The organism is Microbacterium proteolyticum, from assembly GCF_029639405.1.
Taxonomy (GTDB): domain Bacteria; phylum Actinomycetota; class Actinomycetes; order Actinomycetales; family Microbacteriaceae; genus Microbacterium.
In genome coordinates, this window is the sequence record NZ_CP121274.1 from 3,675,798 (window position 1) to 3,697,196 (window position 21,399).

General features: G+C 72.1%; 23 protein-coding genes. 9 read left to right on the forward strand and 14 right to left on the reverse strand.

The features are described from left to right. Nucleotides 1-118 precede the first annotated feature (118 nt). From P8R59_RS18405 to P8R59_RS18460, 12 genes are all read right to left on the reverse strand, one after another. Complete coding sequence (locus P8R59_RS18405) at nucleotides 119-1,693, reverse strand: carbohydrate-binding domain-containing protein (protein WP_278102234.1); 1,575 nt, start codon at nucleotides 1,691-1,693, stop codon at nucleotides 119-121. Further along, complete coding sequence (locus tag P8R59_RS18410) at nucleotides 1,678-2,523, reverse strand: polyphosphate polymerase domain-containing protein (RefSeq protein WP_278102235.1); 846 nt, start codon at nucleotides 2,521-2,523, stop codon at nucleotides 1,678-1,680. Before P8R59_RS18410 ends, P8R59_RS18405 begins: the two co-directional genes overlap by 16 nt. Next, nucleotides 2,520-3,173, reverse strand: a complete 654-nt coding sequence (locus P8R59_RS18415; protein WP_278102236.1) for a DUF4956 domain-containing protein — start codon at nucleotides 3,171-3,173, stop codon at nucleotides 2,520-2,522. Before P8R59_RS18415 ends, P8R59_RS18410 begins: the two co-directional genes overlap by 4 nt. Next, entirely contained in the window at nucleotides 3,170-4,300 is a 1,131-nt protein-coding gene (locus tag P8R59_RS18420) for a GtrA family protein (protein ID WP_278102237.1), read from the reverse strand. Before P8R59_RS18420 ends, P8R59_RS18415 begins: the two co-directional genes overlap by 4 nt. Before the next feature lie 3 nt (nucleotides 4,301-4,303). Next, complete coding sequence (locus P8R59_RS18425; protein WP_278102238.1) at nucleotides 4,304-5,377, reverse strand: phosphodiester glycosidase family protein; 1,074 nt, start codon at nucleotides 5,375-5,377, stop codon at nucleotides 4,304-4,306. Between the two features lie 65 nt (nucleotides 5,378-5,442). Continuing rightward, a complete protein-coding gene (locus P8R59_RS18430) occupies nucleotides 5,443-6,960 on the reverse strand; it encodes a sensor histidine kinase (RefSeq protein ID WP_278102239.1) in 1,518 nt (505 codons plus the stop codon). Continuing rightward, entirely contained in the window at nucleotides 6,957-7,691 is a 735-nt protein-coding gene (locus P8R59_RS18435) for a response regulator transcription factor (RefSeq protein WP_283284377.1), read from the reverse strand. The genes P8R59_RS18430 and P8R59_RS18435 overlap by 4 nt, the downstream gene beginning before the upstream one ends. Before the next feature lie 40 nt (nucleotides 7,692-7,731). Next, a complete protein-coding gene (locus P8R59_RS18440) occupies nucleotides 7,732-7,938 on the reverse strand; it encodes a ferredoxin (protein ID WP_278102240.1) in 207 nt (68 codons plus the stop codon). Next, nucleotides 7,935-9,119 carry an NADH-ubiquinone oxidoreductase-F iron-sulfur binding region domain-containing protein gene (locus tag P8R59_RS18445; protein WP_278102241.1) on the reverse strand — a complete coding sequence of 395 codons (1,185 nt, stop codon included), beginning with the start codon at nucleotides 9,117-9,119 and terminating at the stop codon, nucleotides 7,935-7,937. Before P8R59_RS18445 ends, P8R59_RS18440 begins: the two co-directional genes overlap by 4 nt. After that, nucleotides 9,116-9,706 (reverse strand): ferric reductase-like transmembrane domain-containing protein, encoded by a 591-nt coding sequence (locus P8R59_RS18450; RefSeq protein WP_278102242.1) that lies wholly within the window; start codon nucleotides 9,704-9,706, stop codon nucleotides 9,116-9,118. Before P8R59_RS18450 ends, P8R59_RS18445 begins: the two co-directional genes overlap by 4 nt. Further along, on the reverse strand, nucleotides 9,699-10,670 hold the full coding sequence (locus P8R59_RS18455) for an FAD:protein FMN transferase (RefSeq protein WP_278102243.1): 972 nt from the start codon (nucleotides 10,668-10,670) through the stop codon (nucleotides 9,699-9,701). Before P8R59_RS18455 ends, P8R59_RS18450 begins: the two co-directional genes overlap by 8 nt. Then, complete coding sequence (locus tag P8R59_RS18460; protein WP_278102244.1) at nucleotides 10,670-11,083, reverse strand: hypothetical protein; 414 nt, start codon at nucleotides 11,081-11,083, stop codon at nucleotides 10,670-10,672. The genes P8R59_RS18455 and P8R59_RS18460 overlap by 1 nt, the downstream gene beginning before the upstream one ends. Nucleotides 11,084-11,312: 229 nt before the next feature. Here P8R59_RS18460 and P8R59_RS18465 point away from each other — a divergent pair, with 229 nt between their 5' ends. From P8R59_RS18465 to P8R59_RS18485, 5 genes are all read left to right on the forward strand, one after another. Next, on the forward strand, nucleotides 11,313-12,797 hold the full coding sequence (locus P8R59_RS18465; RefSeq protein WP_278102245.1) for an ABC transporter permease: 1,485 nt from the start codon (nucleotides 11,313-11,315) through the stop codon (nucleotides 12,795-12,797). A 37-nt stretch (nucleotides 12,798-12,834) separates the two neighbouring features. Continuing rightward, complete coding sequence (locus tag P8R59_RS18470; RefSeq protein WP_278102246.1) at nucleotides 12,835-13,563, forward strand: ABC transporter ATP-binding protein; 729 nt, start codon at nucleotides 12,835-12,837, stop codon at nucleotides 13,561-13,563. 56 nt (nucleotides 13,564-13,619) lie between these two features. Continuing rightward, the gene (locus tag P8R59_RS18475) at nucleotides 13,620-14,597 is read left to right on the forward strand and encodes a MauE/DoxX family redox-associated membrane protein (RefSeq protein ID WP_278102247.1); all 978 of its coding nucleotides are present in this window, start codon (nucleotides 13,620-13,622) and stop codon (nucleotides 14,595-14,597) included. A gap of 104 nt (nucleotides 14,598-14,701) precedes the next feature. Next, complete coding sequence (locus P8R59_RS18480; RefSeq protein ID WP_278102248.1) at nucleotides 14,702-15,322, forward strand: hypothetical protein; 621 nt, start codon at nucleotides 14,702-14,704, stop codon at nucleotides 15,320-15,322. 234 nt (nucleotides 15,323-15,556) lie between these two features. Next, nucleotides 15,557-15,730, forward strand: coding sequence for a hypothetical protein (locus P8R59_RS18485; RefSeq protein ID WP_278102249.1), 174 nt, complete (start codon nucleotides 15,557-15,559; stop codon nucleotides 15,728-15,730). A gap of 16 nt (nucleotides 15,731-15,746) precedes the next feature. On the opposite strand, the gene P8R59_RS18490 is transcribed toward P8R59_RS18485, so the two are convergent. Continuing rightward, the gene (locus P8R59_RS18490; protein WP_278102250.1) at nucleotides 15,747-16,376 is read right to left on the reverse strand and encodes a helix-turn-helix transcriptional regulator; all 630 of its coding nucleotides are present in this window, start codon (nucleotides 16,374-16,376) and stop codon (nucleotides 15,747-15,749) included. Between the two features lie 76 nt (nucleotides 16,377-16,452). On the opposite strand from P8R59_RS18490, the gene P8R59_RS18495 reads away from it, so the two are divergent. From P8R59_RS18495 to P8R59_RS18510, 4 genes are all read left to right on the forward strand, one after another. Continuing rightward, on the forward strand, nucleotides 16,453-17,043 hold the full coding sequence (locus tag P8R59_RS18495) for a helix-turn-helix transcriptional regulator (RefSeq protein WP_278102251.1): 591 nt from the start codon (nucleotides 16,453-16,455) through the stop codon (nucleotides 17,041-17,043). 23 nt (nucleotides 17,044-17,066) lie between these two features. Next, nucleotides 17,067-17,927 (forward strand): AraC family transcriptional regulator, encoded by an 861-nt coding sequence (locus tag P8R59_RS18500; protein WP_278102252.1) that lies wholly within the window; start codon nucleotides 17,067-17,069, stop codon nucleotides 17,925-17,927. 83 nt (nucleotides 17,928-18,010) lie between these two features. Continuing rightward, nucleotides 18,011-19,597, forward strand: a complete 1,587-nt coding sequence (locus P8R59_RS18505; RefSeq protein WP_077052127.1) for a molybdopterin-dependent oxidoreductase — start codon at nucleotides 18,011-18,013, stop codon at nucleotides 19,595-19,597. A 116-nt stretch (nucleotides 19,598-19,713) separates the two neighbouring features. Beyond that, the gene (locus P8R59_RS18510) at nucleotides 19,714-20,829 is read left to right on the forward strand and encodes a sensor histidine kinase (protein WP_278102253.1); all 1,116 of its coding nucleotides are present in this window, start codon (nucleotides 19,714-19,716) and stop codon (nucleotides 20,827-20,829) included. Here P8R59_RS18510 and P8R59_RS18515 read toward each other — a convergent pair. Further along, nucleotides 20,813-21,388, reverse strand: a complete 576-nt coding sequence (locus P8R59_RS18515; protein WP_077052128.1) for an isochorismatase family protein — start codon at nucleotides 21,386-21,388, stop codon at nucleotides 20,813-20,815. The genes P8R59_RS18510 and P8R59_RS18515 overlap by 17 nt on opposite strands. Between the last annotated feature and the right edge of the window lie 11 nt (nucleotides 21,389-21,399).

Genomic DNA, 21,399 nt, shown 5'->3' on the forward strand with positions numbered 1-21,399 from the left:
TCCGACGGTACGGATCGGGCACTCTCCCCCGGCTAAGCGATCCTATGAACGGGCTGGGAACGTCGAAGGGGCCGTGGGACGGGAGTAGCTGCCCCGTTCCACGGCCCCGCGCGGTCGTTCAGGGGCGGCCGCCGCCCATCCCTCCTCCCATCCCGCCGGACACGGCCTGACCGGCCGCCACCGTCGTCGCCGTGCCGTCCACCGTCACGGTGTACGACTGACCGGAGCTGATCGCGGCGGACGAGAACACCACCGTCTGGAAGTCCTTCACACCGGTGTAGGACGCGATCACCGCGCCCGTGGCATCCGTGATCTGGATCGACGAGCCGTCGGAGCCGTCGACCGCGGCGGCGAGCCAGCCCTGCGCCGACGACGTCTCCGGGGATTCGGCCATGCCGCTGCTGCCGATCGCCACGAGCGTGCCGCCGGAGACCGTGATGCCGCCGTTGGAGTCGAGCGCGCCGTTGCCGTTCGAGGTCGGGCCGTAGACCGTGACCTCGCCCCCGGTCATCGAGATCGTGCCGTTGGAGTCCAGCCCGTCGCCGTCGGCGTCGATCCGCAGGGTTCCTCCCGAGATGGTGAGCGTCTCGCCGGAGTCCTGCATGCCTCCGCCTCCGCCCATGCCGCCACCGCCCGACGTCGAGTTCCCGGACGCGTTCACGCCGTCGTCCGACGAGGTCACGCTCGTCGCTCCGCCGGCGATGCGGATGTCGGCCGACTCGATTCCCTCGTACGAGCGGGTGATGTCGATCTGTCCGCCGGCGATGGCCAGAGCCGTTTCGGAATGGATGCCGTCGTCGTCGGTCGCGAGAGTGATCGCGCCGCCGGTGACGACGGCGTCGGTCTGCGCGTCGATGCCGTCGTCGCCCGCGGTCGCGTCGATGGTGCCCCCGGCGATCCAGACGTATCCCTGCGTGGCGTCGTCGGTCTGATCGCTCTTGAGCGCATCGCCGCCCGCGGTGATCGAGACGGCTCCGTCCTTCACCACCAGCGAGTCCTTGCCGCGGAGACCGTCGTCGGCGGCATCCACGGTGATCGTGCCGCCGATGATCGCGAGGTCGTCGGTGGCGGAGATCCCGTCGTTGCCCGAGTCGGTGACCGTGAGCGACCCCGAGCCCGAGATCGTCAGGTCGGTGTCGGCGTAGATCGCCGCGCTCGCGTCGGCGTCGGCCGAGCTCGCCCCCGTGATCGTGTTCGTCGAACCCGCCGCGAGATTCACGGCCACGTCGTCGGCGGAGACCACGTGGATCGCCGAGCCGTCGGCGTTCGTCACGGTCGCGCCGTCGAGCACGAGGACGACGAGCGCGTCCTCGGGCGCGTCCACGACCACCTGACCGTCGAGGGTGCCGCTCAGGCGGTAGACGCCGGCGGCGGAGATCGTCACGGTCGACCCGTCGACGGCGACCGCCGACGAACTGCTCGTCGCGGTGGCACCGGAGAGGGTGACGTCGACGGCATCCGCGATGCTCCATTCGTCGTCCTTCACGACCGTTCCGTCGGCGTTCGCCGCGAGAAGGTCGGCGGCCGCCGCGGGGATGGTCGAGTCCACCTCGGCGATGGTCTCGGTAGTGGTCTGCGACGTCGAGGTCGACGTGTCGGTCGAGGACCCCGGTTGAGCGGTGACGGCGCACCCGGCGAGGACGAGGCCGGCCACGGCCAGCGGGAGGGCGAAGGGGATCAGGCGGCGGCGCATGGCGCGTCCTTTCGGTCGGGGTCGGGAGTGGGGACGGCGGAGGCGAGGGGACCCGCGAGCACCCTCGCCCAGCGATTGCGGGGCAGATCCTGATGCAGGGCGGCGAGGCCCGTGGCGTACTTGCTGATACGCGCCGGCCGGTGACCCGCGCGCCACAGCGCACGGTCGAGGCGTCCGGCGCGCCCCGGCGACTTGGTCTCCACGATCGCGAAGCGGGGCAGGGTGAACCCGCCGCCGATCGCATCGATCCACTCGAGGTCGAGGTCGACGGTGGCCCGGGAGGACGGCGCTCCCCCGTCACCGGGCAGGAGCAGGGTCGCTCGCCGGTATCGGGTCTGAAGGCGGGAGTCGAGGTCGTCGGCGCGCGTGGCGGGGATGCCGATGGCATCCAGGGCGAGAGCGACCTCGTCGCGCGCCGCCGCCGTGAGACGGTCGGGCACGGCCGCCGGGTAGGCGTCGCGATCCTTCTGCGTCGCGCCCCGCGCTCCCCGCGTCTTCATCTCGAGGAACGTCGACCCGGTGTCCAGGTACGAACGCGTGCGCAGCTTGAACCGCCGCCGGCGCCCGTGCGCGGCGAGCCGGAAACTGAGCAGGTCGGGGGTGTCGAAGTACACCGACCGGTACGCCATCTCGCGCCGGGCGTCGATCTCGAGAACCCGCGGCGCGTCCGCCCTCCGACCGAGCTCCTCGAGCAGCTCCCCCGCGGCGGCGAGGGGCACGAGGTACTTGCGATCCACGCGCGTGAGCAGAGCGGCATCCTCGGTGAGTTCTTCGAGCGACACCGGCGGCAGGACATCCAGCGCAGCGCCGACGCGCTCTCGGGCGCTCATCGCCCGCCGCCGAGGAGGTCGGCGAAGCCGGTGTCGGCGGGCGCCGCCGCCCGCACCTCGGAGCCCAGTGCGGGATCCACCCGCGACGCGACGGGAGTCCCGGCGGGGCGCACCCGGTACCGCACGTCCACGAGCGTGGTGTCATCCACGAGATCCAGCTGCTGCACCGTCAGCGCGGTCACTTCGCCTCCGAGCAGACGACCGAGCTCCGCCCGCAGCTCCGCCTCATCGGCGATCGCCCGGTCCAGGTGCACCGTCTGGTGCCGCGCGCGCGACAGCAGACGCGGGTGGTCGGCGATCGCCAGGACGGCGACGATCAGTCCCACCAACAGCAACGGGGTCGCCAAGTCGGTGTGGGGCAGTCCGCAGATGAGGCCGATCGCCAGAGCCGCGAAATAGTAGGCGACCTCGCGCTGGCTGATCTCGCTCGAGCGCAACCGGATGATCGACAGCACCCCGAAGAGCCCCAGTCCGAGGCCCAGCGCGACCTCGGCCGTGCCGAGCACGGACGCGACGGCGAGCACGCCCACGTTCACCCCGAGGAACGCGACCACGAGGTCGCGACGGCGGTGGCGATGGAAGTACACGGCGCTGAGGACGACGGCGGCGACGAGATCGGTCGCCGCCAGCAGAAGGGCGGTGGTGGTCATCGGATTCTCCCTGTGATGGGTGTGGTGGTCATGGCATCCGGATCCGCGGTCACGAGGGGGGCCGTGTCGGCGCGGACGGTGCGGGCGGGCGGCGCGGCATCCGCGCGGGGGAAGACGAGCGCGCGTTGCACGCCGTAGCTCAAGACGAAGAGGACGCCCTCGGTGACGACCTTCGCCGGAAGCAGGGCGAGCCCGTTCTCGGTGAGGAAGGACATCCACGCGATGTTCGAGGCCAGGAGCGCCAGCGCCAGCACGCCGTAACGGACGGCCTGACCCGTCACCGCCTGGTCACGGGCGCGGAAGACCACGCGGCGGTTGACGACGAAGTTCACGGTCGCCGAGAGGATGCGGGCGGCGACGATCGAGGGCACCAGCCACCCCGTCACGAGGTCGAGGACGAAGAGGGCGATCGTGTCGACGACGAACGCCGCGAGCGACGACGAGGCGAACAGCAGCACCGGCATCAGCACCCGCAGCGAATCCCGCACGGGACGGAAGTGGCTGGAGGCGTTGCGCGCGAGATACACCGTCGCGATCGGCACCTCCCGCACCGCCACCCCGTCGGGCGCCAGACGCAGGAGCACCCGTTGCTCGTACTCGAACCCTTCCCCCGGGATGCCGAGGACCCAGGGGATCCGGTCGGCGGGGATGCCGCGCAGGCCCGTCTGCGTGTCGGTCACGCGGCGCCCCGTGGCGACGCGGAACAGGCTCCGCGCGACCGCGTTGCCGACCCGGCTGCGCAGCGGCACGTCGCCGCCGAAATCCCGGACCCCGAGGACGAGCGCACTTCGACCGCGCCCGGCGTCCTCGCGAAGCGCGTCGGCCACGCGGAGCACGTCGGACGGCGTGTGCTGGCCGTCGGCGTCGGCCGTGACGACATCGGCATCCGGGAAGTGGACGGCGATGTCGGCCAGCCCGGTCTTCAGGGCCGCGCCCTTGCCGCGATTGGCCTCGTGCGTCACGACGCGGGCGCCCGCCTCCCGCGCGCCCGCGAACACCTCGGCGAACGCCGGGCCGCTCCCGTCGTCGACGACGAGGACGTCGAGATCGGGATCGGCGCGCCGCAGATCGGCGACCAGTCCGGGGAGCGCGGGGCCGGGCTCGAAGGCGGGGATCAGGACGAACACCGGTCAGCCCGCCACGTACAGGATGTCGCTCGTGCCGCGCTCGCCGCCGTTGGACGGGGAGTTGACGACCCTGCCGTTGAAGTACATCGTCGAGCTTCCGCCGCCGTCGAGGTTGTAGGCCGTCGTGGCGCCCAGCGAGATCAGGATGTCGGCGAGCTCGGGGAGCGTGACGCCGTCGCTGTAGCCGGACTGACGGCCGTCGACGACGACGAACACGAGGTCGTTATCGCCCCGCACACCGATGGCCGTGCGCGGCTGATCCCCCTGGATCGAGTGGTTGCCGACGTTCGTGTCGATCTCCACGGAGTCGATCCCCGCCACCGCCGTGCCGTTCTCGACGATCGCCGGACCGAAGCTGAGGGTGTTCCACACCCCGGCCGCGACGAGGGCGTCGGCGGAGGTCTGCGTCTCGTCGTAGACCTCGACGTGCCCGTCGAGGAAGAACGCGAGCCCCTGACGTGCGGGCTCGTCGCGGTAGACCACGCCGTTGCGGATCTCGATCCCCGTCGAGCGGAACCCGTAGTAGTCGCCGTTGACGGCGAACACGGCGCCGTGCGCCTCGGCGATCTCGCTCGTGGTCTGGATGATGTTCTCGCCGAACTGGTCGTCGGCGAAGGCCGAGCGCAGGGCCGTGGCATCCCCCAGGGTCACCTCGGCCACGTAGTAGGTGAGCGCCGACGAACCCGACCCGGTCGAGACGGTGGAGAGGGCGATGGATGTCGCGCCGTCGCTGAACGAGGTGTCGGTCAGCGTGGTCTCGGCCGAGGCCGTCGCGGTCGCGGCGGCGTCCGCGGCCGCGCTCGCCGCGGAGCTGACGTGCTCGGCCTCGTAGGACGAGACGTCGGCGACCTGGACGTGCGGGATGAGGAACCGGTCGGCCGCCCACCACGCTCCGCCACCGACGGCGACGAGCGCCGCCGCACCGCCCAGGAGGACGGTGCGCCGGGTGACGACGCGGCCGCCGGCCCGCTGCCGACCGCCGGGGGCGTCGGGGGCCGGCGTCGACGGGTCGGGCGAGGTGCCCGGAGCGGGCTCTCGATCGCCCGGGGATCCGGGAAAGCGGGGTGCGTTGTCCATGCCCCCTGTCTACGGACGGGGAACTAACCGGTCCCTCCCCGCTCCTCGGCGTGGGCTGTGGAACGCTATGCGTCCGCTGTGACGGGGGAGGACCGGAACGCGGGCAGCCGCACGGTGAAGCTCGTCTCCCCCGGTCGGCTCCGCACCGCGAGCGAACCGCCGTGCGCGAGCACGATCGCCTGCGCGATCGAGAGCCCGAGTCCCGTGCTCCCCGCGTCGCGATTGCGCGCCCGATCCCCCCGCGCGAAGCGCTCGAACAGGGTGTCGGCCACGACCGGGTCGATCCCGGGGCCGGTGTCGGTCACGCTCAGCACGGCCTCGTCGCCCTCGCGGCGGATCGAGGTCGTCACGACGGTCCCGGGCGGCGTGTGGGTGTGGGCGTTGCGCAGCAGATTCGCGACCACCTGGCGCAGCCGATCCTCGTCACCCGGAACGGTCAGCGGGTCGTCCGACGCGACGTCCAGCCGCCACTCCCGCTCCCGGTCGACGGCCTGCGCGTCGCTGACGGCGTCGATCGCCAGCAGCGGCAGCTCGACGTCGTCCACCCGCAGCCGCTGGCCCGCGTCGAGCCGGGCGAGGAGCAGGAGGTCCTCGACGAGGGTCCCCATGCGCCGCGACTCCGACTCGATGCGCTCGAGCGAGCGCTGCTGCGTCGACGACATCGGTTCCGGCCCCGACAGCGTCAACTGCGCGTAGCCGCGGACGCTGGCCAGGGGCGTGCGCAGTTCGTGGCTGGCATCCGCGATGAATCGCCGCAGCTCGTTCTCGCTGTGCGCCCGCGCGGCGAGCGCGGCCTGCACGTGCCCGAGCAGGTCGTTCAGCGACGCGCCCACCCGTCCGACCTCGGTCCGAGTGTCGGTGTCGGCCTGGGCGACCCGGTCGGGGATGTCGACGTCGCCGCGACCGAGGGAGAGTCCCGACACGCGCTGCGCGACCGCGGCCACGCGGTCCAGGGGACGCAGGGCCCGGCGGACGAGGACGGACAGCCCCGCGATCGCCGCGAGCAGGGTCACCGCGCCCACCGCGACGAGGATGGTCGTCAACGCGGTCGTCGTCGCGGCCGAATCGGCGAGCGAGATCCCCGAGAACACGGTCGATCCGTCCGAGTCCCGCGCCGCGACGCGGAACGCCCCGAGGTCTTCGCCGAGGTCCGCCGTGACGGGCACCCCGTCGGTCGGGACGTCCGCCTGGAGGATCGCGACCTGGTCTGTCGAGAGGGTGACGACCGTTCCGTCCGATTGCGTATAGCTGGAGGACTGGACGCTCCCGTCCGCGGCGACGACGAGCTGGAGCGAACCGACGCGCGGCGACGGCCCCCGTCCGCCCGACCCGCTCGTGCTGGAGGGGCTCGGGCCCGGTGCCGGAGACGCGCCGGCGTCGGTGCCGGAGAACTGTCCGTGTCCGCCGTCGCGCTGTCCTCCCACCATCATCAGACCGCCCTGGACCTGCTCGTCGAGGCGGTCGTAGACGAAGGCGCGCAGCGCCGTGAGGGTGGCGACGCCCATGATCAGGAGGGCGATGGCAACGAGGGCGCTCGCGCCGATCACGAGGGCCCTCTGCAGCGTCAGCGGCCGGCGGGTCATGAGGACTTGATGGTGTACCCGACACCGCGCACGGTGTGGATCAACGGCTCTCCGAGCGCGTCGATCTTCCGCCGCAGATACGAGATGTAGATCTCCACCACCCCGCTGCTGCCGCCGAAGTCGTACCCCCACACGGTGTCGAGGATCTGCGTCTTGCTCACGACCCGGCGCGCGTTCTGCATGAGGTAGCGGAGCAGCTCGAATTCCTTCGCGGTGAGTTTGATGGCGACCCCGGCCCGCTGGACCTCGTAGGCGTCCTCGTCGAGGGACAGGTCGCCCACCCGCAGGAGGCTGTCCGCCTCGGCCGCGGCGGCCACGTGACGACGGGCCATGCCGCGCAGGCGCAGCACGACCTCCTCGAGGTTGAAGGGCTTGGTGACGTAGTCGTCGCCGCCGGCCGCGATCCCGGCGATGCGGTCCTCCACGGCATCCTTCGCGGTGAGGAAGAGCACGGGCACGTCGTTGCCGCCGGCGCGGACACGGGTGAGCAGCTCGACGCCGTCGATACCGGGCATCATGACGTCGAGCACGAGCAGGTCGGGGTCGAACTCGCGGATGACGTCGAGCGCCTCCCGGCCGTTCGTGACCGCCCGCGCCTCCCACCCCTCGTTCGCCATCGCCATGCGCAGCAGTTCGCCGAGGTTGACCTCGTCGTCGACCACGAGGGCACGGATCGGTGATCCGTCGGGGCGGGTGAGCGGATGCCGTGCGATGACCATGGGGATCAGCATGCCCTCTCCACGGGGGTGGGGCGAGCCGACCGCGCCGACATCAGCCTCTCCAGGTCAGGGCCAGGCGCGGGCACAGGGCGACGGCATCCCGGGCGTCGCGTTCGCGGCCCGCGGGGACGACGATGTCGGTTCCGCCCTCGGCGAGCGGGTACCCCCAGTCGTCGGTGCGCACCACGCCCGCCAACAGCTCCGCGCAGACCCCGCGCCCCGTGCAGGCGGTCCAGTCCACGTGCAGGTTCTTCGTCATGACCTCACCCTTCTTCCGGCGCGGCAGCGCCCCTCCGTGTGGGCCTGCGCATCGTCCGCGAACACCGTCAGCGCGCTCCGCAGCAGTCGGACGGTTCCGTCGGGGTGCGCGCAGGCGCCCCGACCGTCGACGAGGCCGGCGATGCGCCGCAGTTCGTCCCGGGTGTCCCGCCCCGCGGCGAGCGCCCGCATCGACGCGGCGATCGCGGGCAGGCCGTTCAGACACGGCCCGCACTGCCGGGCGGATGCCGCGGCGAGGAAGGCGAGCATGTCGGCCGTCGCACGGATGCCGCAGTCGCCGTGGGAGACGACGTGGAGCACGCCGGCGCCGGGCGACGCCCCCCATTCGTCGAGGCCGCGGGGCGAGAGGGGCGCGTCGAGCGCCTCGGGTGGGAGCCACGTGCCGTGGAATCCTCCGACCAGGACGGCCGCCGGCTCGTGCATGACCCCGGCCGCGGCCAGGATCTCGGTGATCGGCGTTCCGCCCTCGACCTCGCACACGATCGGCGCCGCTCCGGGCGCGCTGACGCTCACCAGCCGGGTGCCGGCGTCGCCGGCGCGGCCGTGACGCCGGTGCGCCTCGGCGCCGCTGCGCACGATCACGGCCACCTGGGCGAGCGACTCGACGTTCTGCACGAGCGTCGGCCGGCGGCGCAGGCCCCGCTCGGCGAGACGGACGACCCGGTCGGAGGGCACACCGGGGCGCCCGGACACACCGGCGACGAGCGCCGAGGCCTCGCCCCCGACGAAACCGTGATCGGCCACGTGCAGCCGGATGATCGCGGCATCCCGCCGTTCGCCCAGGGCCTTCTCGACCGCGAGTCGCGCATCGGCATGCACCACGAGGTGGGCCTCGTCGGCACCCAACGCCTCAGCGCAGATCAGCAGTCCGTCGATGACCAGGTGTGGGGCGCGTTGCAGCAGCACCCGGTCCTTCGCGCTGAGCGGCTCGCCCTCGCTGCCGTTGCCGACGACGATCGGGGCCCCGCCGCGGACCGCGGCCCGAGCGACGGCGGCGAGTTTGCGGTGGACGGGGAATCCGGCCCCGCCGCGCCCCTCCAGCCCCGCGCTCTCGAGCTCGCCGAGGAGACGGTCGAGGGACGGTGACGGACGGGCACCGAACGCCGCGACGTGGGCGGCGAGGTCGGGGCCGGTGGCCGACAAGAGGCGCGACGCGGTCACGAGGCCACCCCCACCCGTGCACGCGGACGTTCGACCGGGGCGACGGGATCGGCGGCGCGGCGCTCGCGGGCCCGGAGGACCAGACGCCACGACACCGCCGCCACGACCGCCACAGCGCACGCCGCGACCGTCGCGAGGAACCAGGGCTCGGCGGCATCCGTTCCCGCGCCGATCGCGTGGGCGAGGGCCAGGGGCCACAGCAGGTAGGTGCCGCGGTGGACGAAGCGGAACACGCGGGCACCGATCCGGTGCCGCAGCAACGCGGTCACCACCACCGCCAGCACGAGGTCGATCGCGAGCGTGCCGAGTCCGAGCCACACGGGCCGGTAGGCCGCGAGGAAGGGCACGAAGAAGTCGACGACGTCCAACTGGGCGTAGCTGTCGAAGAGCAGCGAGACCAGGTGGATGCCGATGAACACCGTCGCGAGGAGCGCGATGTCGCGGTGCAGGCGTGCCGCACCGAATCGCCCGAGGCCCGGCAGCGGGGCGCCGGAGCGGACCACGATCCCGCCGACGACGGCGAGGCTGAACAGCACGAGTCCGACGACCCCAGTGCCGCGCCCGAGGGCCCACAGCGCCTCATCCACGGCTCATCGCCTCCCTCGCGGCGTGCGCGGGAGCGTCGTCCGCCGGCCAGCCGCCGACGGTGTGCACCTGACCCTCGCGGTCCACCAGTCGTGCGGGCGCACGGTCGGCCAGCCATTCGCGGGCCGAGGCGCCGCGGACGATCGCGGCGGTGGCGTACGCGTTGGCGAGGACGCAGCGCGATGCGGCGACCGTCACGGTGCGCCAGATCGGATCCGCGGGCAGCCCCGTGCGGGGATCGACGATGTGGTGCATCGTCTCGCCGCCGCGGATCCACCGCCGCCGCAGGGTGCTCGACGTGGCCACGGCGTGGCCCGCGGTCACCCGCACGGTCGTCGCCGGCTCGTCGGGGAGGTCCTGGACGCGCACGTGCCATCCGTCGCGCGGTTCGGGGCCGGCCGTGGACACGTCTCCGCCGAGCGACAGCAGCACCGAGCAGTCGAGGCGCGCGGCGATGGTCGCCGCCACGCGATCCGCGGCGAGCGCTTTGGCCGTGGCGCCGAGGTCGAGCGTGCGGTCCGCCGGCACCCGGAGGCGTCGACCCCGCAGCTCCACCCGTTGCCATCCGGCGACGTCCGTCGCGATGGCGCGCACCGGCCGGTCGTCGTCGAGGACGAGCTCGATGTCGCGGTCGTAGCCGAGCGCGCTCAGGTGGCGGCCGAGGGTCGGGTCGACGGCTCCCTCGGTGAGGCGGGCGGCGTCGAGGGCCGCGCCGACGTACTCGGTGAGCAGCGCGCTGATCGGGGCTCCGGTCGGCAGGTCGGCGGCGATGCGGTTCAGCTCGCTATCGCCGCGGAAGCGGTTGAGGGCCGCATCGACGAGGGCGAGCTCGCGGTCGGCGATCTCGCGGGCGGCGTCGCGCAGCTCGTCGATGTCGCGGATGCCGCGCGGCAGCCGTTCCGTGTCGCCGTCGACGACGAGGACGGCATCGGTGGACCAGAGGCTCCAGAGGGAGGAGGCGCGCATCACGACCCGCTCGAGGTGGCGTCGGACTGCGTGGACTGCGACGACGAGACCGATCCGGAGGACGAACCGGAGGAGCTGTCCGAGGTGGACGCCCCCGAGCTCGACTCGGTCGCGGTGCCGGCGGTGGTGTCGGTCGTCGTGGCATCCGTCGTCGCGGAGGTGTCGGTCGTCGCGGCGTCCGACGTGTCAGCGGTCGCGGCGTCCGACGTTTCAGCGGTCGCGGATGCCGACGGCGTCGGCGTCGCGGTCGACACGGCGGTGTCGGACGAGGTGGTGGACGACGTCGCCGCTTCGGTCGCCGACGAGCCGTCGACCACCCCGGTGGCGATGACCGCCACGGCGCCCGCGCTGAGGGCCGCGACCATGGCGGTGGCGACCCGGGTGCGGAGCCACATTCTCTGCAGAGCACTCATCGGTGCCTCCTTTCGATGACCCCATGCTCACGAGGCCCGACAAGAGCAGCACTCACCGATCCGATGCGCCGTCTTTGCGATGTCTATGCGCCTGCTGTGCGCGGCGGTGACCGCGGATCGACCGCCGGGAGGCCGGACATACCGCTCGCATAGGAAGCGTGAGGGATCGGTGAGGGCGCCGTCCCTACTTTCGGGGCCACGGCCGCACTCCGCGCCGGGAAGGAGAACCATGTACTGGACGTACCTGCGGCGCGAACTCGCGGGCCGCACCAAACAGACCGTGATCGTGGCCGTCGGACTGGCCGTCGCGATCGCGCTGGTGATCGTCGTCAACGCCCTCTCCGCGGGGGTGCGCGACGCGCAAGCCCAGGCGCTCTCGTCGGTGTACGGCGTGGGCACCGACCTCACCGTCACCGGGGCGCAGACCCAGCCCGGCGAAGGCGACAGCGGCCCACGATTCGATTTCGGCGCCGACGACGGATCCACCTCCGACGGCACGACGTCGCTCAGCCAGTCGCGGCTCATGACGGACATGATGCGCGGAACGCTGGATGCCTCGACCGTGACGACCGTGGCCGGACTCGACGGCGTGGCCTCCGCCACCGGTGCCCTCGCACTCACCAACACCACGTTCTCGGGGGAGATCCCCGACCGCAGCGCCGACTCGGGCACGAGCACCGACGGCGCGCAGGGCGGCGGCATGGGCGAACCCCCGTCCGGCGGACCGGGCGGTGACGGTGGCAGCGCGTTCGACATCAACTCCTTCAGCGTGCTCGGCGTGGATCCCTCCGCGACCGTGGGCCCGCTGACCTCCGTCACGGTCTCGGACGGCCGGGCTCTCGCCGCCTCCGACGCCGGGACCGATGTCGCCCTGGTCGACGCGACGTACGCCACCACCAACAGCCTCACCGTCGGCGGGACGATCGACGTCGGCGGCACCACGATGGAGATCGTCGGCATCGTCGCCTCCGCCTCGGCTGAGGCCGACACCGCCGCGAACGTGTACCTCCCCCTCGATGTCGCGCAGTCGCTCGCCGGCGTGGGCGCGGTCGTCTCCACCGTCTACGTGCAGGCGGACTCCGCGGATGCCATCGACACGGTGCAGGCCGAGGTCACGGCCGCTCTCCCGGACGCGACGGTGAGCTCGCAGTCGGAGCTCGCGTCGACGGTCTCGGGCTCGCTGTCCAGCGCGTCCTCGCTGATCTCGAACCTCGGCACCTGGCTGTCGATCGTCGTGCTGGCCGTCGCCGTGGCGCTCGCGGTGCTCTTCACCCTCTCCGGCGTCTCCCGCCGTACCCGGGAGTTCGGCACGCTGAAGGCGATAGGCTGGTCCAACGGCCGCGTCGTCCGTCAGGTCGCGGGCGAATCGCTCGTGCAGGGGCTGATCGGCGGTGCCGCGGGACTGATCCTGGGGCTCGGCGGCATCCTGCTCGTCAACGTCATCTCCCCCACCATCTCGGTCGCCGCTTCCTCGACCGGTGCCACGGGCCCCGGCGGTCAGGGCGGCCAGGGCGGACCGGGGATGGGCGGTGGAGGCGGCTTCGGCCAGGCCGCGTCGCAGGCCACCGACATCGTGCTCAACGCCCCCATCACGCCCACCGTCGTCGTCGCGGCGGTCGGGATCGCCGTCCTCGGCGGCGTCTTCGCCGGCGCCTTCGGCGGCTGGCGCGCCGCACGGCTCAGCCCCGCCGCCGCCCTCCGCTCGGTCGCGTGACCGGCATCCGTTCCCACCTCATCCGCAGGGAGACATCATGACCATGACCGGTATTCCGCCCCTTTCCCCCGACCCCGTCGTGCCGACACCGGCCTACCGCCTGGAGGGCGTCACGCGCACCTACCGGCAGCGCGAGCGCATCGTGAAGGCGCTGGACGGGATCGACCTCGAGATCACGGCAGGCGATTTCGTCACGATCCAGGGCCCCACGGGCGGGGGCAAGTCGACGCTGTTGCAGATGCTCGGGGCGCTCGACCGTCCGACCGACGGCAGTGTGCGCCTCGGCGACCTGGACATCGCCCGGGCCTCCAACACCGAGCTGGGTCGTGTGCGCGCGGCCGAGATCGGATTCGTGTTCCAGGGCTTCAACCTCATCCCCACGCTGACGGCGGCCGAGAACGTCGACATGGGGCTCGAGCCGCTCGGCCTCGACCGCGATGAGCGTCGCAGCCGCGTCACGGAGGCGCTCGAGCGCGTGGGCCTGGCCGACCGGGGCGACCATCGCCCGACCGAGCTCTCGGGCGGACAGCAGCAGCGCGTCGCGATCGCGCGGGCCGTGGCCAAGCGGCCCCGCGTGCTGCTGGCCGACGAGCCCACGGGCAACCTCGACGAGCACATGCGCGATGAGATCCTCACGGTCCTCGAAGCGCTGAACGCCGAGGGGCTCACGCTCATCATGGTCACGCACGACTCGGCGGTCGCGCGGCGTGCGCGTCGACGGCTGCGTCTCGCGAAGGGCCGCATCACCGACATCACGCGCGGGTGATCCCGGCGGGGGTGAGCCGCGGTCCGCGGCCGCCCCCGCCGCCTATGCTTCCAGGAATGACCGCCTGGGCCATCCTCCATCTCGTCGCGACGGTCGTCGTGAGCGCCGCCTTCATCGCCAGCGGCGCCACGAAGCTCCGCGCCACCGCGAACACCCGGGAGACCATCGGCGCCCTCGGGCTGCCCTCGATCCTCCAACGCGACGCCGTCGCGCGCCTCTACCCGGTCGCCGAGATCGTCCTGGGAATCGCCCTGCTCGCCCTGCCCGCGCCCGCGTGGTGGATCGCCGCGGCGGGCGGTGCGGCGCTCATGGCCGTCTTGACTGCACTGGTCGTCCGGGTCGTCCGGTCGGGGCAGGCGGTCTCCTGCAACTGCTTCGGCGCGACCCAGGTGCTCAGCGGACGCTCGGTGGCACGCAACGCGGTGCTCCTGGCGCTGTCGCTGGCGACGGTGGCATCCGATCCGCTGACGACGGCCCCCGTCACGCAGGCCCTGCAGACAGCGCCCGACGAGCTGCTCGCGATCGTGACGGCCGTTCTCATCACGGCCGTCGTCACGGCGCTGATCACCCTCGGCCCCGGCCTCCCGAAGGATGCCGAGACCTTCGAGGACCGCGTGCTGGAGGTGCCCGAGGCGACGGTGCGCGACAGCGTCGGTCGTGAGGTCGACCTGCGCGGAGTCGTCGCCGGGGGTCCGGTGCTCCTGGTCAACGTCAAGACCGGATGCAGCCCGTGCGCCACCGTCATCGAGACCCTGCGCGACGGCGACCTCATCGCCGACCGAGTGCGCGTACGCCTCCTCGAACGCACCCCCTCCGACGGAACACTCGACCGCCCGCGCCTCTGGGACGATGCCGGCGCCGTGGCGCAACGGCTCGGGCTGCAGAACACCCCGTCGGCGCTCCTGATCGCCGCCGACGGCACCATCCCCGCCGACCCGGTGCGCGGTTCCGATCAGATCTTCGCGCTGGTCCGGGGCATCGAGGAGGCCGTCGCGGCGCAGCAGCCGCGGCCTCTCGACGGTGTCGACCTGTGAACTAATCATCGTGTAGACATCCCCTCCCCTCTTTTCCGCACCCCCCTAGCGTCGCGGTACCGGTCGGCCATCGACCGTCACACCGCACTCTCTGGGGGATCACCATGTCCGAGGCATCGACCGGGCTCGACCGTCGTACCGTTCTGAAGGGCGCCGCGTGGTCGGCCCCGATCGTCGCGATGGCCGTCGCCACGCCGCTGGCTTCCGCTTCGACGGGCCCGACCTGTCCGCCCTGCCTCACCGCGGGCGTGCTCGGCGCAGTCACGACGCAGGCCGTCGTCGTCGGCAACACGGGCGCCCTGGCCTTCGTGGGCGCGCTGGGGCTCGACTCCCGCGGCTGCGACCTGACGCTCTTCCAGCCGCTCTACACGATCATCCCCACGAGCGCGACGCTCACGATGAGCGACGGCACGACGCACAGCGGCACGGGCCTCACCGCCGGCACCGGCACGTTCGGCCAGATCGGCGCGCTGCCCGGGACCCTCCTGTTCAGCAACCTCAGCTTCCCCAGCGGCACCTACGTGCTCAACAGCAACCCGCGCCGCCCCACGAAGATCGTGGTCGAGGCGAACGTGATCCTGGTCGGTCTTCCGTCGCTGATCGAGATCACGTGCCCCGTCACGCTGACCTACAACCTCGACGTCTGGGGGGTCGGCGTCGTGACCCCCGCCTTCCTCGGCGGCACCGGCACCATCAACTTCACCGGCACCGCCACCCCGGCGTGAGCGCACAGGGCCCCCGTCCGTTCCGTTCGCCGACGGGACGGACGGGGGCTCCGTCGTTGCGCGGACGGTCGGATCCACCGATTCCGCACCAGTACGCGCCACATTCGATGCACACCACGCCACCGGTCCGGGCCGGCTCCCGACGCGGAAAGATCACGAAAGGTGCGGTTGGACTCGTCCCCTTCCCCCGTGGAAGGAGCCATGTCTTCCCGCCCACGGGGAACGGGGGGACGGATGCGACGATCGACGGGGAACCACGAGGTCGGAGACCGGCGCGAACCGCGCCGGGTGGTCGTCGTGACCGGCGCGTGGGCGTACCCGTGCGTCGCGATCAGAGCGGTCGGCGCGGAGTGCCCCGAGATGCCCGGCATCCCCTCCGGCGGCCGCGAGGCGGTGGGGAAGGGATGAGCACCCGCGCGCGCCCTCACGGCGCGTCCATCCACCCCTCCTCGATGAGCCGCGCACGCAGCTCCTCGCGATTCGCCGCTCCCAACGCCCGTCGGGCCCGCTGCAGGTGCGTGCGCACCGACGACACGGGCAGCCCCAGCCAGCGGGCCAGCCACTCCGCAGAGGGCGCTCCCCGACCGGCGAACAAACAGGCCAGCTGCAACTGCCGGTCGGAGAGCCGCACCTGGCTGAGCAGAGGCCGGATCGCCGGCTCCGCCGCGACGGCCGGCTCCGACCCGTCGAGGCAGTCGAGCAGGTCCGAGAGGTCGTGGTCGCGCGTGAGGACGGCCGCAGCCCCGACCTCGAGGAGGCGCGCGCGGTGCCGCGGAGACGGACGGTTCCCCACGACGACGGGACGCGCGCCCGCCGAACGCAGCGCACGGACCTTCAGCGCCGTCGGCACGTGGTCCATCAGCTCGGCGCGGACGACGACGCATCGGGCCACGCTCTCGATGGAGGTGACGTACTGGGCCCACGAGGAGGTCACCGCGCCCACCTCGACCGACGTGTGTCCCAGCGTGATCGCGGCCCGCACCGCCGGACCGATCGACAACAGATCGTCGACGACGTCGACGGTCGATCCCCGGACCTGCTCCCCGTGCCCCACATCGGGAGCGTAACAAGCCATGTCCACCGCGCGAACCACGCATGAATCGGCCGTCTGGGCCGCGAGCTCCCACAGGATGGCCGCGACCCTGATGGCCGAGTACTTGCGCGCCGCCCTGCGGCGCCCCGTCGTGGCGGGTCCGCCGGTCGAACCCCATCCGGCGCGGGTCACCCTCCTGATGGCCGAGCACGAGGACTCGCGCACCCTCCCCCGCACGCTGCGCGCGCTGAGTTCGGGGTCGAGCCGCGTGATCCTGCGGTACGACGGGGCGGAGCGATCGGCCGACATCCTCGAAACGGCGGACCGCTTCGGAGTGTGGGCCACCGTCGACGCGCGGGACGACGTGCGGGGCCTCGTCGAGCTGGTCCGACGCGGATTGACCCGGTCATCGGCGTCGAGCGGTTTCCACACGACGGCTCTGGCCGGATGGCATCACGCCACCGACCCCGAAGCCTCGGCGCTCACCGAACGCGAGAAGGCCGTCGTCCGTCTCCTGTGCGGCGACACCCCCCTCGACACTGCGGCGGCGGCGCGACGACTGGGCATCAGCGTGAACACCGTCAACGTGCACCTGCGCAACATCCGCCGCAAGCTCCGTGACCGATACACGGGGAATCGCCAAGCATTACGGGATGCCCTCGCCGACGCCGGTTGGTTGGAATGCTAGGGGGTCGGAAGAGTGGAGAGAGAATGTTGGATCGCGCACAGAATGTCCGTTACACGGAGAACCTCGCGATCCGCGTGCCCGAGGGAGGGAAGATCGCCCTCGGCCATCTGGTCATCCGCCGCACCGACATCTACCGTCTCCGCAACGTGACGCGAGTGACCCTCACCCTGCTCGAGCCGCAGCGCGACGAGGTGTTCCTTCTCTCCACGCTGTCACTCCCCATCGACGTGACCGTCGGGTCGGAGACGTCCGGGGCGCAGGTCCACGAGGTGGTCATCGTGAACGAGCCGCGAGTCGAGATCTCGACGCCGATTCCCACCGACGTCATCGTCGCGGTGTCCCAGGCCTGCGTCATCGAGGAGATGGGACTGCGCGCGGACGAACCGACGCCGTCGATCCGTCGTCTCGCCGTCAACAGGCTCGTCGGGCTCCCCCTCATCGCCGGGCTGACCCAGGCCTTCGACCTCGTGGAGGCGGGCACCGTCGGCCTCGACCCCCGGGTTCTGGACTTCCTGCACGTGCTGGGGCGCAGCGCCGTTCAGCTCCCCCACGACGTCGAAATCGACGACGCCGACCCCGTCCCCCTGCTCGCGCGTGTGCGCGCCCTGATCGCCGCCCTGCACACCGATCCCGCGCTGACCCCCGCGGGCGTCGCCGACGCCCTGGGCATCCCCCTGCGGACCGTCCAGAGGACCCTGTCGGCCGAGGGCACGTCGATCGCGAACGAACTGCGGGTCGCGCGCGCCCGGACGGCGCGATCGCTGAGGGAATCCGACGCCGGGCGGGCGAGCGGGATCGCGCGTGTCGCGCGCGATGCCGGATTCGGCAGCGTCTCCAGCATGCGGCGGGCGCTGCGCGAGCTCGACGCCCGCGACATCGGGTGAGGCCGCGGCATCCGTTCCGCCTCCCGCTCCGAATCACTCATATGGCGGTGCTCCGTGCGTCGTCGACGAGGAAGAGGGATGCCATGACCACCGACACCGCGGCCCGCACCGACGAGCCGACCACCGTCCGGCGTCCGCGAGGCTGGTTCTGGGCCTCTCTGGCCGGACTCGTGTCCGCGGCCGCGCTGCTGGCCGTCGCCGAGCTGTTCGCCGTTCTCGTGGCTCGATCGGCCAGCCCCGTGCTCGCCGTCGGGTCGTTCATCGTCGACATCGTGCCGCGCCCGCTGAAAGAACTCGCGATCACCGTCTTCGGCGAGTCCGACAAGATCGCCCTGCTCGCCGGCGTCGGCCTCGGAGCCGCCGTCGCCGCGGCGGTCGCCGGAGTGCTGGAGTACCGCTTCCGCCCCGTCGGCGCGATCCTGCTCGGTGTCGGGGGCGCCCTGGCCACCGCCGCGATCGTCACGCGCGCCGGAGCCACCGCACTCGCGTGGCTCCCACCGGTGCTCGGCACCGTCGTCGGCGTCGCACTTCTCGTCATCCTGAGCCGTCGCCTTCGGCGCTGGTCGTCCGCGGCCGCCGAGGGCGACGCCACCGCGGCCGGGGTCGACCGCCGCGGCTTCTTCCTCCTGTCCGGCATCGCCGCCGCAACCGCCGTCGTCGTCGGCGTGGGCGCGCGCGTGGTCAACGCGGCCACGGCATCGGTCGCCGCAGCCCGCGACGCGCTGCGCCTCCCGGCCACGCGCAGCACCGTCACCGTCCCCGAGGGCGCGTCGCTCGACGTCCCGGGCCTGTCGCCGATCATCACGCCCAACGCCGATTTCTACCGCGTCGACACCGCCCTCACCGTGCCGAACGTCGACCCGTCGACGTGGCGTCTGACCATCGACGGCATGGTCGACAAGCCGATCGAGCTGTCCTTCGACGACCTCGTCAACATGGGCCTCGACGAGTACGGCGTGACCCTCACGTGCGTGTCGAACGAGGTCGGCGGCGGGCTCGTCGGCAACGCGATCTGGCAGGGCGTGCCGATCCGCGACGTGCTGCGCATGGCGTCCCCTCAGGGCGACGCCGACATGGTGCTCTCCGAGAGCGTCGACGGGTTCACGGCATCCACGCCCCTGAGCTCCCTCACCGACGACGGCCTGGATGCCATCTTCGCGGTGGCCATGAACGGCGAGCCGCTGCCGTTCGAGCACGGCTTCCCCGTGCGCATGGTGGTGCCCGGTCTGTACGGGTACGTGTCGGCGACGAAGTGGGTGAGCAAGCTCACCGTCACGCGATTCGACCAGATGGAGGCGTACTGGACCCCGCGCGGCTACTCCGCGGAGGCACCCATCAAAATGTCCTCCCGCGTGGACACGCCGAAGATCGGCACTCCGGTCTCGGCCGGAAAGGTGCCTATCGCGGGAATGGCGTGGGCGCAGCCGATCGGCGTGAAGACCGTCGAGGTGAGCATCGACGACGGCGACTGGCAGCAGGCGACGCTGTCGACGCCCATCAACGACCAGTCGTGGGTGCAGTGGGTCCTCGAGTGGGACGCGCAGCCCGGCTCGCACTACATCACCGTCCGCGCCACCGACAAGCAGGGCAACGTGCAGATCCAGGAGCAGGCGGCGATCGCCCCGAACGGTTCCAGCGGCTGGCAGCGCACGCTGGTCACGGTGAGCTGACGTTGCGCGAAACGTCCAGCGAACGAGCCGTGTCAAGCGCTGGTCTTCGCCCGCACTGCCGGGCATGATCGGGGCATGCCCTCAGCAAGCATCCCGCCGTCCATCGGCCGCCCCGCATGAGCGTGGCCGAGGACGACGCCTCCCGTTACCTTCCCGCCGTACCCGCATCCGATGAGGTGAGACCCATCGCCAGTCTCCGACGCGCCCTCCCGCCGGACTGGGACGGTCAAGTCGACCAGTTCGCGATCGTCAAGCTCGACGGCGGCGGCATCGTGCGCGGGTGGAACGTGGGGGCCGAGCTCATCAAGGGCTACGCGGAGCACGAGATCGTCGGCGAGCACTTCTCGCGGTTCTACCGCGACGAAGACCGCCGCCGCGGTCTGCCGGACAAGCTCCTCGCCGCCGCGCAGCGCGAAGGGCATGTGGAGGACGTCGGCTGGCGCGTGCGCAAGGACGGCAGCGAGTTCTGGGCGAGTGTGACGATCTCGGCGATCCGCAGCGAATCGGGTCAGGTGCTCGGATTCGTGAAGATCGTGCGCGACCTCACGAGCGAGAAGCAGTCGACCGACGAGCAGGCGGCTCTTCAGCGGACCTTCGCGCACGATCTGCTGTCGCCGGTCACTGCGCTTCGCGGCTACCTCGAGCTGGTCGCCGAGGAGCTGCCCGCCGACCATCGGCTCATTCGACTCGCGGCCGAGGCGAGCGACCACCTCGTCGCGATGGCGCAGACGCTCATGGACGACGCGAACTCGCGCCCCGAGCGCGGTCGTCGCCGCGCCACGCTCGATCTCGTGGCGCGCGGCGCGGTCGCCCTCGTGCTCCCCGGCGACGCCCCGGACCGGGTCGCCTACGGGCAGATGGATGCCGTCCCGGTCGTGGGCGATGTCCTCGGTCTCCGCCGCGCGGTGGCCAACGTCCTCGAGAACGCCGCGAAGTACTCGGACGACGTCATCGAGGTGGAGGTCTACGAGACCGACGAGGGCGCCACCGTGTCGGTACGGGACCGGGGCCGCGGCATCCATCCCGACGACCTGCGGACCGTGCTCGAGGAGGGCGAGCGCGGCCGGATGGCGGATGCGCGCGACGGCGGCAGCGGGATCGGTCTGGCGAGCGTCCGGCACATCGTGCAGGAGCACAGCGGCACCGTGCGGATCACCAGCGAACTGGGTTCGGGGACGACCGTGACCCTCACGATCCCCCGGGCCGACGACGAGGTCACTCCGAGCGAGTGAGGCGGGCTCCGGCCGTTTCGATCTCGGCGAGGGCCGCGGCGCTGGAATCGGGGTGCACGCCCGCGACGAGGTCGGTCAGCACGCGCACCGCGCGTCCGGCACCCAGCGCGTCGAGCGCGGAGGCGCGGACGCAGTAGTCGGTCGCGATGCCGACGACGTCGATGTCGCGGATGCCGTGCTCGTCGAGGATGTCGGCGGCGGTGCGACCGTCGTCGGTCACGCCCTCGAACAGCGAGTACGCGGGCTTCCCCTGCCCCTTCTTCAGGTGATGGGTGACCCGGCGGGTGTCGAACACCTCGTCGTAGTCGGCGCCGTAGGTGCCCCCGACGCAGTGCACCGGCCAGGTGTCGACGAAGTCGGGCTCGGACGAGAAGTGGCCGCCGTTGTCGTCGTCGCCGTGGTGCCAGTCGCGCGAGGCGACGACGACCGCGTAGTCGTCGGCGTGCGTGTCGAGGTACCGCGAGATGCGTTCCGCGACGGCGTCGCCGCCGACGACGCCGAGGGCGCCGCGTTCGGTGAAATCGTTCTGGACGTCGACGATGAACAGTGCCCGGCTCATGTCCCGAGCCT